The sequence below is a fragment of the Chlamydia poikilotherma genome (genome assembly GCF_900239975.1).
In the GTDB taxonomy this organism is placed as follows: domain Bacteria; phylum Chlamydiota; class Chlamydiia; order Chlamydiales; family Chlamydiaceae; genus Chlamydia; species Chlamydia poikilotherma.
In genome coordinates this window covers 348,879-362,169 of sequence record NZ_LS992154.1, presented here as the reverse complement: position 1 = coordinate 362,169, position 13,291 = coordinate 348,879, and the positions used below count along the sequence as shown (strand labels likewise).

The window sequence follows — 13,291 nt, the reverse complement described above, 5'->3', positions numbered from 1 at the left end:
TATCACCCACAGATTAAGCTACTAATTAGCTTCTTCTATTAAATAGAAGGGACAGACCGTAGGTAATGATGAAGGATGCTCTATCTCTTCCTGAACTTCTTCTACAGAAAACATTGTAGTGACAGGCAGTAGACCACAGAAACACAATATATAGAAGATTTTTTTCATAAGATCATGACTGTTTAAAATTTATTTCCTAAGAATAAATAGCTCACCTTACATAAAGGTTTATCATCTTTGTAAAGATGTTATTCGTTAGGGATTTCCTCTCCATCTGGAGAAACTTGTTCCAGAGCATTTGCAGGGAGCTCTTGAGAATTTTTTCCTAAGTGTGTTGTAGCAAAAGACAAAAGTAAGCAACTAAAACAAAAAGCTACGGCAAGCCAAGCTGTTACTTTCTTTAAAATATCTGGGGTCGATACGCCAAAAACAGAATCTCCAGAGTCGACACCAAAAGATGAGCCTAATCCCATGCTCTTGCTTTCTTGAATCAAAATCAGTCCACAAAGGATTACGCACAAAAGCAGAAAAATAAATAAAAATGAATAAAACAAGCCAGTCACGACGCTTCTCCTAAATCAACAAACTTACTTGGGGATGAATTCCTAGCCCTTTAATTCATTGTCTTCTTATCCTACAGTCTCCAAAAAACAAAGCGCTTCTCAATATGTAAAAAAGCTTTTTCTACGCAGGTTTCTCAAGAAACTGTAAAAATTCCTAAAAAGGCTCAAATGACATTCTCTTATAAAACTAAATTAATCACCATATTGAAAAACATTTTATTGCTTTGAAACACTATTCTCAGACAAAACCCTAACATAATTTATGAAAATTTTTCATCAACTACGGCTTCAAAAGGCAATAAATTTTTTAATACCACAAAATCTAGAGATTAAAATTCTCTATAACACTGGCAAAAACTTTAGGATCCAAAGAGGCTCCTCCAACCAATAAACCGTCTACATCCGGACAATGAGCAAATCCCTCAGCATTATCTGCCTTTACAGAACCTCCGTAAAGGATAGAAATTGTATCCGCTTTTTCCTTAGAGAAGATCTTAGCAAGAACCTCACGACAAAACGCATGAACTTCTTGTACATCTGCGCTTGAGGCAACTTTACCCGTACCTATTGCCCAAACAGGTTCATAAGCAATGATTACAGAAGACGTTTCAGGAAGTTGAGCCAGGCCTAATATCAACTGATTAGATAAAACATCTTTTGTCGTGCCTTTTTCTCTGACTTCTAAAGTCTCTCCAATACATAACACAGGGAGAACTCCCTCACGGGATGCAGCCCCAACTTTAAGAGCAATTGTAGCATCTTCTTCGTGAAAGATATGGCGACATTCTGAATGTCCTAAAAGAACGTAATCCACGTTAAATTCTTTAAGCATAGGCATGGAAATTTCTCCGGTAAAAGCTCCAGAAGTGTCCTGGTGAACATTTTGAGCCCCCAACCAAATAGGATAGTTAGAATTTTTTATCACCTCGCTACAAGCGCTCAATGCCGTGAATGCCGGAGTAATGCCGACTACAGATGCAGGTAATGTTTCTTTAAGAAGTGGGCCTAAGACAGCTATGTACTCTTTAGCTTCTTTGACTGTCTTATACATTTTCCAATTACCAAAAACATAACTCTTACGTTCCATCTATGTCCTCAATTTGTTACTTAAAGCTCATGTCTCACTATAGACACGAATTCACCGCTCTTGCTAGTTTTCTACTAAGAAGGTACTTTATTTTTAAAATAAATAGAACTTGAAACCTCTTGGCATTCCAGGGTATGACAACCTCATCTTCTCCTCAAGCAGTAACCACTCTTACAGAATCCATAAAGAATCTTCTTGAGTCAAATTTTTGCCACATCGTCGTGAAAGGAGAATTAAGTAATGTCTCGCTACAGCCTAGCGGACATTTATATTTCGGGATTAAAGATAATAAATCTTTTTTAAACGGAGCTTTTTTCCATTTTAAAAGTAAATATTTCGATCGTCGTCCTAAAGATGGTGATTCTGTAATCATTCATGGAAAACTCACCGTATATGCTCCACGAGGTCAATACCAAATTGTAGCCCATGCTTTAGTTTATGCTGGAGAGGGAGATCTTTTACAAAAATTTGAAGAGACTAAGAAGCGTCTAGCTGCTGAAGGTTATTTTGCTATAGAGAAAAAACAAACCCTTCCTAATATTCCTAAATGTATCGGAGTGATTACCAGCCCTACGGGTGCAGTAATTCAAGATATTCTACGTATTCTTTCCCGTCGCTGTTATCAATACAAACTTCTTATTTATCCTGTAACAGTCCAAGGAACAACTGCAGCAAAAGAGATTTCTCAAGCTATTGAGGTGATAAATCAAGAACGATTAGCTGATGTTCTTATTTTAGCACGCGGTGGTGGCAGCATTGAAGATCTCTGGGCTTTCAATGAAGAAATCATCATAAAAGCGATAGATGCTAGTTCGATTCCCATCATTTCCGCTGTGGGTCATGAAACCGACTATACACTATGTGATTTTGCTGCAGATGTCCGTGCTCCCACACCTTCTGCTGCTGCAGAAATTGTTTGTCAAAGTAGTCAAGAGCAAATCCAAGTATTTAAAAGTTATTTACACTACCTGAATGCACATGCACAGCAACTTCTTTCAGGAAAAACAAAACAAATTCAGCAATGGAAGCGTTATTTAGATCACATAGATTTTTTCCATTCAGCGCAGCAATCTTTAGATTATCTTTGCTTATCCGTAGAGCGGTCTATACAAACAAAACTTTCACAATGCAAACAGCGCTATTCACAATATACACGGTGGCTGCAAAGTGATGTGTTACAACGTATAACGTATCGCCTTCATGATCTTTGGAAAATGATCGTTCAGGCTTTCCACAATCGCCTACTCGCTTTAAAACATCTTTGCGCACATATGAAAAAAAATCTTATTTTTCATAATACACAGCAGTTTGCTCAAAGATTAGATCCTTGGAAACAACAAATTCATAGAGCTTTATATCAACGCCTAAGATATTTCCATCAATCTTTAGAGCATAAGCAAATACTATTAAAACATTTTAAAATTAAATTAGATCAGCAATTTATTAAGGAAAAACATTCTCTTAATCTTTTAAAGAAACGTTTGATTAGTATTTTTATCAATACTGTATATGAGCATCGAGCGTATTATTTTCGTACTCGTGAAAATTTTATACTTTCCCTACACCACCTTGTAGAAAGAAATCAGGAAAAATATCACACGGTCTCTAAACAACTGAGTTCATTAAATCCTAAAAATGTTTTGAAACGTGGTTATGCTATGCTCTTTGACTTTAATGAAAATTTCGCTATTATCTCGGCAAAAACCTTACATAAACATAGTTGTGTAAGATTACGACTACAGGATGGGGAAGCCACTCTTACTGTAACGGATATTCAGAATTTTGAAACTCAAGAGTCTTAAACTATGGAAGAAATTCCCTTTGAAAAGGCTATGGAAAGGTTAGAAGAGATCGTAGATCTTATGAATCAACCTTCAACCTCTTTAGATTCTTCTTTAAAACTTTATGAAGAAGCAGATGCGCTAATGCGCATTTGTGAGTCCCGTATTCATAAAGCTGAAGAACGTGTACGTGAGTTATCAGAAAAGCGAAATGAAGATCTTCTTTCTGAAGAATCTTTCGCACATTAATTGTAGAGTGAGCGATGTCCCCTAAGGATTTAGATTCCGCAACTCAAGAACTTCGTTCTTTACAAAATCACTTAGATTCTCTTGATTCTTTGGATGATATTTTAGTTGCATATGAGAAAATGTTTTCTCTAATACACGAGAGTTTAGATCAGATCCTACTCAAAGATCAACAATGTTATATTCTTTCCGTACAGTCTAATGGCACGATTCTAAAAGATACATTAGACCAGCCTGTTTTACAAACATTTGCTATGACTACAAAGCCATGACTTCTCAAATTTCCTCTATTTTAAGTCAGATATCCTCTCCTGCAGATCTAAAAAAGCTTTCTTTTGCTGAGCTTTCTCTTCTTGCTGAGCAAATGCGTCATAAAATTATTTCTGTTCTTACCAAAACTGGAGGGCATCTAGCCTCTAATTTAGGTATTATTGAATTAACGATAGCTTTGCATTATGTTTTCTCCTCTCCTGAGGATAAATTTATCTTTGATGTCGGTCATCAAGCCTATCCTCATAAATTACTTACTGGAAGAAATACTACAGAATTCAATCGGATCCGTCATGATCATGGTTTGAGTGGATTTACCTCCCCTTTCGAAAGTGTTCATGACCTTTTTTTCTCAGGTCATGCAGGTAACGCACTTTCGTTAGCTTTAGGGATGGCAAAGGCTACAGAAAATTCTAGAACTCATGTTCTTCCTATTCTTGGTGACGCAGCTTTGTCCTGCGGACTAACTTTAGAAGCTTTGAATAATATAAATCCTGACTTATCTAAATTCATTGTCATTTTAAATGACAATAACATGTCTATCTCTCAAAATGTGGGTGTCATGTCCAAGAGTTTATCTCGCTGGATACACCATCCCAAGTTTAGCTTACTTTCTAGAAAACTAGAAAAGTGGTTAATGAAGATCCCACGTTATGGTAATACTATAGCCAGGCGTTCACACAAAGTATCTACTTGCTTGAAATCTTTCTTTTGTCCAATTCCTATTTTCGAGCAGTTTAACTTAGCCTACATGGGACCTGTAGACGGCCACAATATAAAAAAGTTAATATCTTTATTTCAAACAGTACGCGATCTACCTTTCCCTATTCTTATTCATGTCTGTACAAAAAAGGGTAAGGGCTTAGAAATCGCCCAAGAAAACCCCTCTAAATATCACGGAGTAAAGGCAAATTTTAATACTGCTGCAGAAGATAAGCTACTTCCCGCGGTTAAGCCACAGCTTACCTATCCTGATATCTTTGGAAAAACACTCTGCTCTCTTGGGGAAAGCTTTCCGAATTTACATGTTATTACTCCAGCAATGTCTTTGGGATCACGATTAGAAACGTTTAAAGAGAAATTCCCAGAACGTTTTGTTGATGTTGGTATTGCTGAGGGCCATGCCGTAACATTTTCAGCAGGAATTGCTAAAGCTAATGTTCCTGTTATTTGTTCTATTTACTCTACATTCTTACATCGTGCTATGGATAATGTATTCCATGACGTATGTTTACAAAGTTTACCAGTAATCTTCGCTATAGATCGTGCAGGTTTAGCTTATGACGATGGCTGCAGCCATCATGGCATTTACGATTTGTGTTTTCTTCGTGCTATGCCCAATATGATTATCTGCCAGCCAAGGAGCGCAATAGTTTTCCAACAACTGCTTCAATCTTCACTTCAATGGACACGTCCTTGTGCAATTCGCTATCCTAATATCGCAGCACTTCAAGGTGACCCTATAGCTACAGATGTCAATATGCGTCGCGATCCGGGATTAGGAGAAATCCTCAGTCAGGGCGAGGATGTATTGATCGTAGGTCTTGGGCATATGTGTAGCGCTGCCTTATCGATAAAATTGCAGTTACTCGCTCACGGAATTTCTGCAACTGTTGTTGATCCTATATTCATTAAACCTTTTGATAATAACCTCTTTAGCATTCTATTGATGCATCATTCTAAAGTCATCATTATAGAAGAGCACTCTATCCGTGGAGGTCTAGCTTCAGAATTTAATGATTTCCTAGCCACCTATAGTTTTAAAGTCGATATCCTACACTTTGGGATTCCCGATGCTATTTTTTCTCATGGGGATAAAGATAACTTATTAAAAAGGGTAGGACTAGATACTGATAGTATGGTTAAACGTATTCTCACCCACTTTAACTTCCGCACAAAAAAATCCCCGTCTAACAAGCTGAGTATTGTCTAAATATGATTTGCTTGGAAATTATGAAATTTTCTAGACACCCTCTTTTATCAGCTAACCTGTTACAGAAGCTACAAATGTAGTCGTTCCACAGCAACGGCTAAAGGGTGATAAATATAACGTAGGAAGACATTGATCCGCTTGCAACATGATTGGAGATAAAATGGGAAGGCAGGGAATGTAATTACGCGTACGCACTTTGGAATAATATAACCAAGTCTCCATGAGAGATTCCTAGAATGTTTATTGAAATATTTATTAGAAACAAAATCTTAAGGGTTAAACCCTCATTCTTCTGTAATCTCGACGAAAAATAATACCATATTGTGCTTTCTGTTTCTTTCTTTTTCGTTAAAAAAAATGCCTTTATAAAATAAAAAAATCACTAATAAAAAGATGAAATTAAAACTTCATATATTTAATTTATATTTTAAATATATAAAGCTTAAATCTTCCTTAAGAAGGTATCGAAGCTTATTTAATAAATGAGGATAGAAGGTGAAAAAGTTTTAGATAATCATCGAGAGAAAGTGTTTCCGGACGAGTTTTTTCAGAAAATTTTAATTGATTTAGAGCTTCAAAAACTTGTTCTTTAGGATAAAGATCTTTAAGAGAATTCGCTAAAAGCTTTCTTCTCTGCCCGAAGGCTGCCCGAGTGAGAGAAAAAAATTGCTTTTGAAGAGAAGTTTCTAGAGGAAAGGTATCTTTCACTATCATATGGACAACTGCTGAGGATACCTGAGGTTTGGGTAAAAAACAGCCTGGGCTGACTTTAAAAGCGTAACGCACGTCAGCAAAAAACTGCAAAAAGATAGTCAAAGACCCGTATTCCTTCCCTCCCGGCTGAGCGGTAATACGACGGGCGACTTCATCTTGCATCATTACTGTGACTGTTTTCCATTGGTTAGGAATTTCTAAGAACAATTTCGTTAATAAAGGTGTTGTAATATGATAAGGAAGGTTTGCAACCACCCTTCCTTTCCCTTGACAACCTTTAGTTTGCAGTTGTGATAGAGGGTATTTACAGGCGTCTGTAATTTCTAAATCTATAGGAAGTTGCTTTAATGTTTCCTCAAACATGGAATCTTTTTCTAAAGCAATAACATGAGCTCCCTGATTGACGAGCACTTCGGTAAGAGCTCCGAATCCTGGTCCTATTTCTAAAACCCAATCTCCTGCCTCTACACAAGAAACAGAAAGGATTTTTCTTAGGATATTTCCATCTATTAGAAAGTTCTGTGAAAGGCCTTTTTTAGGACGACCATGAACCTGAGCTAAAAATTTAGTAAGTTGTTCTGGAGAACTACGCGACAAGTGATCTCCTAAAGCAATGAAAATAGCGGTGGAGCTTCTTCAGAAAGCAATTTAGCAATCATAGAAGAATCGAAGCCATAACGAGAACGTAATTTCATTTTATACTGGCTCTCTATCGTTTCAGCATAATTCATAAATAACGTTTGCTTAATCTGCGTTTCCATTTCTTCTAAAGACTGCAATGCCATTGTAGATTTATCAAGAAGCACATAAAGTTTGTATCCAGATTTATGTGCTTTAGGCTGACTACAAATAGCTATAGGATAGTCCACGCTAGATAACTCTGTTTTATGAGCATCGGAAAGCTCCTTATCATTACGCATAAACTCTTCGGAACAGACAAACTGTCCTCCTTGAGAAAGTGCCAGAGCAGATAGGCGCTCTTTATTCCAACTTTGTGTTTCATTTAGCCGTGCACATATCTTATCAGCAATCTGACTTGACAACGATTCTGTAGCCGCTTTAATTGTGACTACGCGATATTTCCATACTATAGTCTTTGCTGCTTCCTGAGCCAACTGATTATAATGCTCTCGAATTTTTCCTGGGGTAACTTTTAACATAACTTTAGAGCGTACCATCATGCCCATCACTCTCTGAGCAATCAATGTACGATTTACTACATTGAATATATCTTCAGGAGTCATATCGAAATGCACGTAAAAGCAAGACAAATCCCTACCAAACATCGCTTCAATTTCTTGATTCACCGTAGTAGGATCTACATAAATTTTTTTAGCCTTAGCATCAGCAACCATCAAAAACTCGTCAATCACGGACTCTAAGACTACCGGCCACATCGCCGTATAATATTGTGAACGTGCTGGATAAGAATCTATGAGCTGAGGGTAAGAAGAAGCAAAAAGCAGATTTAACTTTTGGATAACATCTAAAGTAGTGACGACATTCTCTTCATCAATTTTAAATAGTACACGATCATGAATAGCAATTCCTGCAGGATCTTCAGGGACTCTCTCAGTAAGATTTTGATACTCGCGTTGCGTAGGAAGAGAACTTTCATGCCCCAATAAAAATCCCGGCGAACAAACTAAACCCACCAAAGAGAAAACGCTTAGTGTTTTGTTCTTCATGATTTGCTACTCCCCAATGGTTGACGTGTCTAGGGATTAACTATAAGAAATTAACCAAATTTTGACCACTTAGAGAAAAATCTTCATGTGAAATACATGAAATACAAAGAGTTATTTTGAAGTTAGATAAGAACGAAACTCTTCAATATTAGAAAATTTTCTTCCCATTCCTGATTCTAACAGACAAATAACCGTGGATGCTTGTCCTTCCTTAGGGATTAGACAGTGCTCATATTCAGGAAGAATCTCTTCCAGAGATTCACGATCTTTGGCACTCATCCATACAACAGAAACTTGAGGGAGAAATAATCCTGCAAAGCAAGATAAAACAGCTTCACGATCGCTATCGCTAGCTAAAGAAATAAGAATTTTTTGATGATTACGTGAAAAATATGCCTGTGCTGCTAATAAATTTCCTAAAGAAGAAAATTTATGGGTATGCCATCTAGCTTGGGCAATTTGTAAGATATCTTCGGCATAAGTAAGATAGTGCTTCTTTTCTGTAAGCATATGCAATTTTATCAATGCTTGGCAAACAAGAGCATTTCCGGATATTGTCTCTCCATCAGAGAGATTCTCCTGTTTTAAAAGTAGTGCAGGATCCCTCCCATCTGTAGTGTAAAATCCCCCACTTTCTGAACGAAAAGATAGGATTACCTCTTTCATAAGATCTTCGGCCAGTAGCAACCATTGTGCACCGCACCCTGTCTCATAAAGTGCGAGAGCTCCTAAAATCACCCCTGCGTAATCTTCTAAACCTCCGGAATACTTAGCATCACCATCGCGCCATCGACGCATTAAGGTAGAATGCTTACATAAATTCTTACAGATGAACTCCCCACATTTCTTCGCTATATCTATATAGGAAGAATCTCCAAGGATTCTGCCTGCATAGGCTAACGTATAGAGCATCCAGCTGTTTTGAAATGTTAATGATTGATCATCTTTAAAAGGGCGCGCTTTAGTATCTCTATGGAGACGTAATTTTTCTTTTAGCCTATCGATAATTTCATGAAACTCTTCAACACTACACCCATATTTATCTGCGATTTCCTCAATATCGATATGAGAAGGGATATGTAAGATATTTCTTCCATTACAAAATCCTTCTCGAGAAATCCCATAATATTCACAAAACAGCTCAGCTTTTTCTCCAAGCACTTCACGAATTTCCTCTCCTGACCAGGTAGCATATCTCCCTTCAGAAGTTCCCCAATGTTCTCCGTGTTCTGAGGTATAAAACGCTCCCACTTCAGAGTTATAAAGCTCGGAAAGGATATAACGTAAGGTTTGCTTAGCTATGGAGAGATACTCAGGTTTTTTAAGACATATACCAGCATCAAGATAATCAAGCACTAATAAGGCATTATCAATAAGGCGTTTTTCAAAACAAGGAATCAACCACTTATCGTCTATAGTATAGCAGTAAAATCCCCCACCCAAGTGATCAAAAATCCCTCCTTTAGCCATCATATCCAAAGAACGATCTACGAAAAATAAACTTCTGTTATCCTGATATTCCACCCCATAACGTAAGAAAAACTGACTTAATAGCGCGGGCGGGGTTTTTGGGAATGCCTTCACTCCTCCATAATGAGGATCAACATCCTTGTATAGCGCCTCTACTGTCTTACGCAAAGTCCCCTCTTCCAACATCTCTTTTCTTGAACATCTCTCTATAAATGAAGCTATTTCAAGGATTTTATGTGCCTGATGAACAAGAACCTCGCGTTCTTCAGGATCCTGCCACATCAAATTGAGTTTCTCTATTGTTTGTGAAAACGAAGGTACGCCTAATTTTACCTCAGCCCCTAAGTAATTTGCTGAGAAAAATGGCAATAAATCAGGAGTTAAAAATACATTCAGAGGCCAAGAAGAAGAATTTTGATGCTCTTCAGAGATAGAAAGCATTTGCGCAAGATCAAAATAAAGATTCGCCACATGAGGAAGTTCCTCTTTATCTACTTTGATATTAATAAAATGCTCATTTAGCATGGCAGCGACTTCAGGATTTTCAAAACTCTCCTGAAGCATCACTTGACACCATCGTGAGTGTGCACAACCAATGGAAAGGAAAATCGGCTTATCTTGTTCGATAGCAAGATCAAAAGCCTCACTACCCCATGGGTACCAATTCACTGGCGTATGAGCATAAAGAAGCAAATACGGAGATTTTTCACTGATAAGTCTATTCGTATATAGCGGCTGCGACATGATAAAATAAAAATCCAAAAATCTATAATTCATTTTAAATTAAAAAATGTACTTTTAATATGATTTTTATACGTTTAATTTTATTAACTCGCTTATCCAGAAACTGATAATTCTAATTAATTTTTTTTATACTCACCATATAAACAAAAGAGATTTCATCTCTTTTATTTTCAATAAACAGCCTTGAAAATCTGTTTTAAGACATAGAAATACAAAAACGCAAAATAGAGCCATACGATCTTGTTTTTAGTGCTTTAGGGGGTATAGAGAAAATTATGGTTGAGCTTGATTTCCTAGCGAGGAATGCCTACACTAGTATGTTCAAGGAAGAGTGGCAGAGTGGTCGAATGCATCTGATTCGAAATCAGAAGTTCTCTTACAGGAACCGGGGGTTCGAATCCCTTCTCTTCCGTTTTCTATTTTTTAAATGATTAAAAATTAAGGAAAAGTCTCTCAATGTTATTTTTGGAGACTTTTCCTTAATTTTCTCAAGACTTTATCCTTGGCCTTCGGGGCCAATCACATAGGTAAGCAAAGCTTGAAAATACTTATCAGAAAGTTGGTTGTGTAGCTGAAGCCATTGTAAATTCGCAATATCTGATTTATATTCTTTTATACGTTTTACAGCTGGGCTGTAGTGCATACCTATAAAATAGACGTTGGCTTGTTTACAAGCTGCCTCTGCAGAAATTAGATTATCTTTATTTGCATCTAAATAGATCACTTGCTGCGGAAGAGTCTCTAAAGTTGCAAATAGAGTAGAAAGAACTTCTTCCATGGTAATTGTGTTAATAAGACCTCCTGTAAAGAGTACCTGGTCTTCTATAAACATGGCATGTTCAGGTCTTCCGAATGTTTTTAGGTGTTGCATCCACCCGTCACTACGAGCAGGTAAGCATGCTGAAAATCCTAATCCTAAAGCAACAGCAGAACGGAGAAAATGACTTGCTATGGGTATCGATAATTGGGAAACTCCCATTACCCAAGCTTCAGATAATGATAAGGCAGCTATAGCCTTAGGAACTTCAGGATGAATAAGCTCGTAGTCTATAGCGAAAGACACAGCAACTTTTTCACCAAAAACTTTTTCAATAGGATCAAAATCCGATTCTTCTTTTTTCAATTTTTCCAAACGTTCTTGAAACCATGCTGTTGTTCCTAACATTTGTTTAGGAAATACAACGGTTTCATCTAACGCTAGTAAAACTAAAGAACCTTTTTTTGCATATTTATTGATAGCTTGCACATCAGAAACTTTGATAATACTTGCTTCTAAGGAAAATATGGAAAAGAAAAACGTGATAAAAAATACTATCTTCATAGCAATGCTCTCAAAGAAAAAAATCATCTCATTGTACGGAGCATTTCTTTAGGAGGAAATATCTTTTTATATAAAGTTATCTGTTGAACTTTTTTCTATGTGAAAAGAAATTAAAAAGGGCCCCAAGCATCCTCTCAGGGGGACAGAGAGGACACTAAAGGCTTGTTTCAGATAAATGATGTTAACTCTTTTGATTAAGAGAATCTAGAGATAATTGCGCGGTAGCATCGGATATAACCGTCAATGCCTGTTCTTCTTGAATCTCTACAGCTGCTGAATACGGATATACATAGGAAAATAGAGTTTCCGCAGCAGGATAATATACTATACCAAAAAATGAGATCCCAAAATCTATACACTCTCTACCTAAAGATTTGATCTCTTCAGCATTATCACTCAAAAATACAATATTTTTTGGTATTTTATTTTCATAAATAAACAATTGTTTCATAGCTTCCGAAAGCTCTGAAGCTCCACAAAACAAAACTCCTTCCTGCACTAACGCAGAATCACAACACTTTATTCCCGTTTCTAAGAAAAAATCTTCCGTAGAGAATGCTCGAGAATGTATTTCTAGATCACAGTCTTTAAGACTTTTTAAGGTTGAAGCAACCCCTTCAATTCCTAGTGAAGAAATTCCCAACACAGAACATCGACACTCAGAAAGTATACGGGAAAACTGATCAGCAACATTAGCTTCTAAACATTCTTTCCTTGTTAGTGTATCGATAATAATCTGCTCTTCATTGGCCTGTTTTTTTGCTTGGAAAAAATCTCCATAACGCTTGGACAACTTGGTTAACCTACTTTGATACCAACCTGGAGAACCTATATGCTTATGTTGAATTACGCTATCTACGTTAATGCAAAACAACGTCTCTTCATTGCTTTTTTCCAAATGTGAGAAAATATCGCCAAAAGAATAGGCCATTGTCATTGGCAAGGGCTTTTTCTTTGCAGCTTCAGCTGTAGTCAACACACCTAAGAGTGCAATCGCAACTATTGCACCTTCAGCAAGATATTTCAGCAATCTCATCGTGATTTACCACGTTCTGGTTATAATAAGGGGAAAGGTCATAGGAATTTTTTGAAATAAAATCAACAAGAAAAATTTTATCTAAAGAAAAATTTCTCCTGCCTACAGCCTAGTCTCAACCATTTTTTCTTCCGTTCTCAAAATACAAATTTCACAAAAAATCCCAAGTCTCGTCTCTTTCAACTTAACTAGAATGTAAAGTTTTTTTTTGAAAAAATAGATTTTAAAAAAATTATTTGATAGTATTGCCCCCATTTAAAGTTCTGAGGGTCAGAAACAAAAGCTTTTTAGAGATAGGAAATTTCTATGAGCTCTTCCCCATGAGCGCTGAAAAAACAAAAAGGTTCGTTTTTATTAGTTGTGAACTCAAAAGACAGATTTCGGCTGTTTTTCCTTATGTATTTAGAAAGCTAGCTATGCGTAAGAAATACATCACGA

13 protein-coding genes and 1 tRNA gene are annotated in these 13,291 nt (G+C 36.7%); 5 read left to right on the top strand and 9 right to left on the bottom strand.

Annotated features, from left to right (window positions below):
• Window positions 1-21 precede the first annotated feature (21 nt).
• The 3 genes from C10C_RS05210 to tpiA form a co-directional block, all read right to left on the bottom strand.
• Window positions 22-168: a hypothetical protein gene (locus C10C_RS05210; RefSeq protein WP_174222222.1), complete on the bottom strand. Its 147-nt coding sequence runs from the start codon at window positions 166-168 to the stop codon at window positions 22-24.
• Between the two features lie 80 nt (window positions 169-248).
• A complete protein-coding gene (gene secG / locus C10C_RS01615) occupies window positions 249-563 on the bottom strand; it encodes a preprotein translocase subunit SecG (protein ID WP_117274099.1) in 315 nt (104 codons plus the stop codon).
• A gap of 322 nt (window positions 564-885) precedes the next feature.
• Complete coding sequence (gene tpiA / locus C10C_RS01610) at window positions 886-1,650, bottom strand: triose-phosphate isomerase (RefSeq protein ID WP_117274097.1); 765 nt, start codon at window positions 1,648-1,650, stop codon at window positions 886-888.
• A 134-nt stretch (window positions 1,651-1,784) separates the two neighbouring features.
• Between tpiA and xseA the strand changes: the two genes are divergently transcribed.
• Genes xseA through C10C_RS01590 form a run of 4 tightly spaced genes read left to right on the top strand, consistent with a single transcriptional unit; the run spans window position 1,785 to window position 5,880 of the window.
• A complete protein-coding gene (xseA, locus tag C10C_RS01605; RefSeq protein WP_117274094.1) occupies window positions 1,785-3,452 on the top strand; it encodes an exodeoxyribonuclease VII large subunit in 1,668 nt (555 codons plus the stop codon).
• Between the two features lie 3 nt (window positions 3,453-3,455).
• The gene (locus C10C_RS01600) at window positions 3,456-3,680 is read left to right on the top strand and encodes an exodeoxyribonuclease VII small subunit (RefSeq protein WP_117274091.1); all 225 of its coding nucleotides are present in this window, start codon (window positions 3,456-3,458) and stop codon (window positions 3,678-3,680) included.
• Between the two features lie 14 nt (window positions 3,681-3,694).
• Window positions 3,695-3,949 carry a hypothetical protein gene (locus C10C_RS01595; protein ID WP_117274089.1) on the top strand — a complete coding sequence of 85 codons (255 nt, stop codon included), beginning with the start codon at window positions 3,695-3,697 and terminating at the stop codon, window positions 3,947-3,949.
• Window positions 3,946-5,880: a 1-deoxy-D-xylulose-5-phosphate synthase gene (locus C10C_RS01590; RefSeq protein ID WP_117274086.1), complete on the top strand. Its 1,935-nt coding sequence runs from the start codon at window positions 3,946-3,948 to the stop codon at window positions 5,878-5,880. Before C10C_RS01595 ends, C10C_RS01590 begins: the two co-directional genes overlap by 4 nt.
• Before the next feature lie 51 nt (window positions 5,881-5,931).
• Here the strand turns inward: C10C_RS01590 and C10C_RS05205 are convergent, their stop codons facing one another.
• The 4 genes from C10C_RS05205 to C10C_RS01575 form a co-directional block, all read right to left on the bottom strand.
• On the bottom strand, window positions 5,932-6,102 hold the full coding sequence (locus tag C10C_RS05205; protein ID WP_174222221.1) for a hypothetical protein: 171 nt from the start codon (window positions 6,100-6,102) through the stop codon (window positions 5,932-5,934).
• A 249-nt stretch (window positions 6,103-6,351) separates the two neighbouring features.
• Entirely contained in the window at window positions 6,352-7,191 is an 840-nt protein-coding gene (gene rsmA / locus C10C_RS01585) for a 16S rRNA (adenine(1518)-N(6)/adenine(1519)-N(6))-dimethyltransferase RsmA (protein WP_117274085.1), read from the bottom strand.
• Between the two features lie 8 nt (window positions 7,192-7,199).
• The gene (locus C10C_RS01580; protein ID WP_117274083.1) at window positions 7,200-8,282 is read right to left on the bottom strand and encodes a hypothetical protein; all 1,083 of its coding nucleotides are present in this window, start codon (window positions 8,280-8,282) and stop codon (window positions 7,200-7,202) included.
• A 111-nt stretch (window positions 8,283-8,393) separates the two neighbouring features.
• Window positions 8,394-10,496, bottom strand: coding sequence for a thioredoxin domain-containing protein (locus tag C10C_RS01575; protein WP_117274758.1), 2,103 nt, complete (start codon window positions 10,494-10,496; stop codon window positions 8,394-8,396).
• A 325-nt stretch (window positions 10,497-10,821) separates the two neighbouring features.
• On the opposite strand from C10C_RS01575, the gene C10C_RS01570 reads away from it, so the two are divergent.
• Window positions 10,822-10,908, top strand: a tRNA-Ser gene (locus C10C_RS01570).
• Between the two features lie 84 nt (window positions 10,909-10,992).
• On the opposite strand, the gene C10C_RS01565 is transcribed toward C10C_RS01570, so the two are convergent.
• Window positions 10,993-11,817 (bottom strand): DUF2608 domain-containing protein, encoded by an 825-nt coding sequence (locus C10C_RS01565; protein WP_117274757.1) that lies wholly within the window; start codon window positions 11,815-11,817, stop codon window positions 10,993-10,995.
• A 181-nt stretch (window positions 11,818-11,998) separates the two neighbouring features.
• A complete protein-coding gene (locus C10C_RS01560; RefSeq protein WP_117274081.1) occupies window positions 11,999-12,853 on the bottom strand; it encodes a DUF2608 domain-containing protein in 855 nt (284 codons plus the stop codon).
• Between the last annotated feature and the right edge of the window lie 438 nt (window positions 12,854-13,291).

Bases quoted from the DNA above. Each gene is read 5' to 3' on its own strand.
- C10C_RS05205 (WP_174222221.1), bottom strand. From the start codon at position 6,102: ATGGAGACTTGGTTATATTATTCCAAAGTGCGTACGCGTAATTACATT.
- xseA (WP_117274094.1), top strand. From the start codon at position 1,785: ATGACAACCTCATCTTCTCCTCAAGCAGTAACCACTCTTACAGAATCC.
- C10C_RS01590 (WP_117274086.1), top strand. From the start codon at position 3,946: ATGACTTCTCAAATTTCCTCTATTTTAAGTCAGATATCCTCTCCTGCA.
- C10C_RS01595 (WP_117274089.1), top strand. From the start codon at position 3,695: ATGTCCCCTAAGGATTTAGATTCCGCAACTCAAGAACTTCGTTCTTTA.
- C10C_RS01565 (WP_117274757.1), bottom strand. From the start codon at position 11,817: ATGAAGATAGTATTTTTTATCACGTTTTTCTTTTCCATATTTTCCTTA.
- C10C_RS01575 (WP_117274758.1), bottom strand. From the start codon at position 10,496: ATGTCGCAGCCGCTATATACGAATAGACTTATCAGTGAAAAATCTCCG.
- C10C_RS01600 (WP_117274091.1), top strand. From the start codon at position 3,456: ATGGAAGAAATTCCCTTTGAAAAGGCTATGGAAAGGTTAGAAGAGATC.
- C10C_RS01580 (WP_117274083.1), bottom strand. From the start codon at position 8,282: ATGAAGAACAAAACACTAAGCGTTTTCTCTTTGGTGGGTTTAGTTTGT.
- C10C_RS05210 (WP_174222222.1), bottom strand. From the start codon at position 168: ATGAAAAAAATCTTCTATATATTGTGTTTCTGTGGTCTACTGCCTGTC.
- tpiA (WP_117274097.1), bottom strand. From the start codon at position 1,650: ATGGAACGTAAGAGTTATGTTTTTGGTAATTGGAAAATGTATAAGACA.
- C10C_RS01560 (WP_117274081.1), bottom strand. From the start codon at position 12,853: ATGAGATTGCTGAAATATCTTGCTGAAGGTGCAATAGTTGCGATTGCA.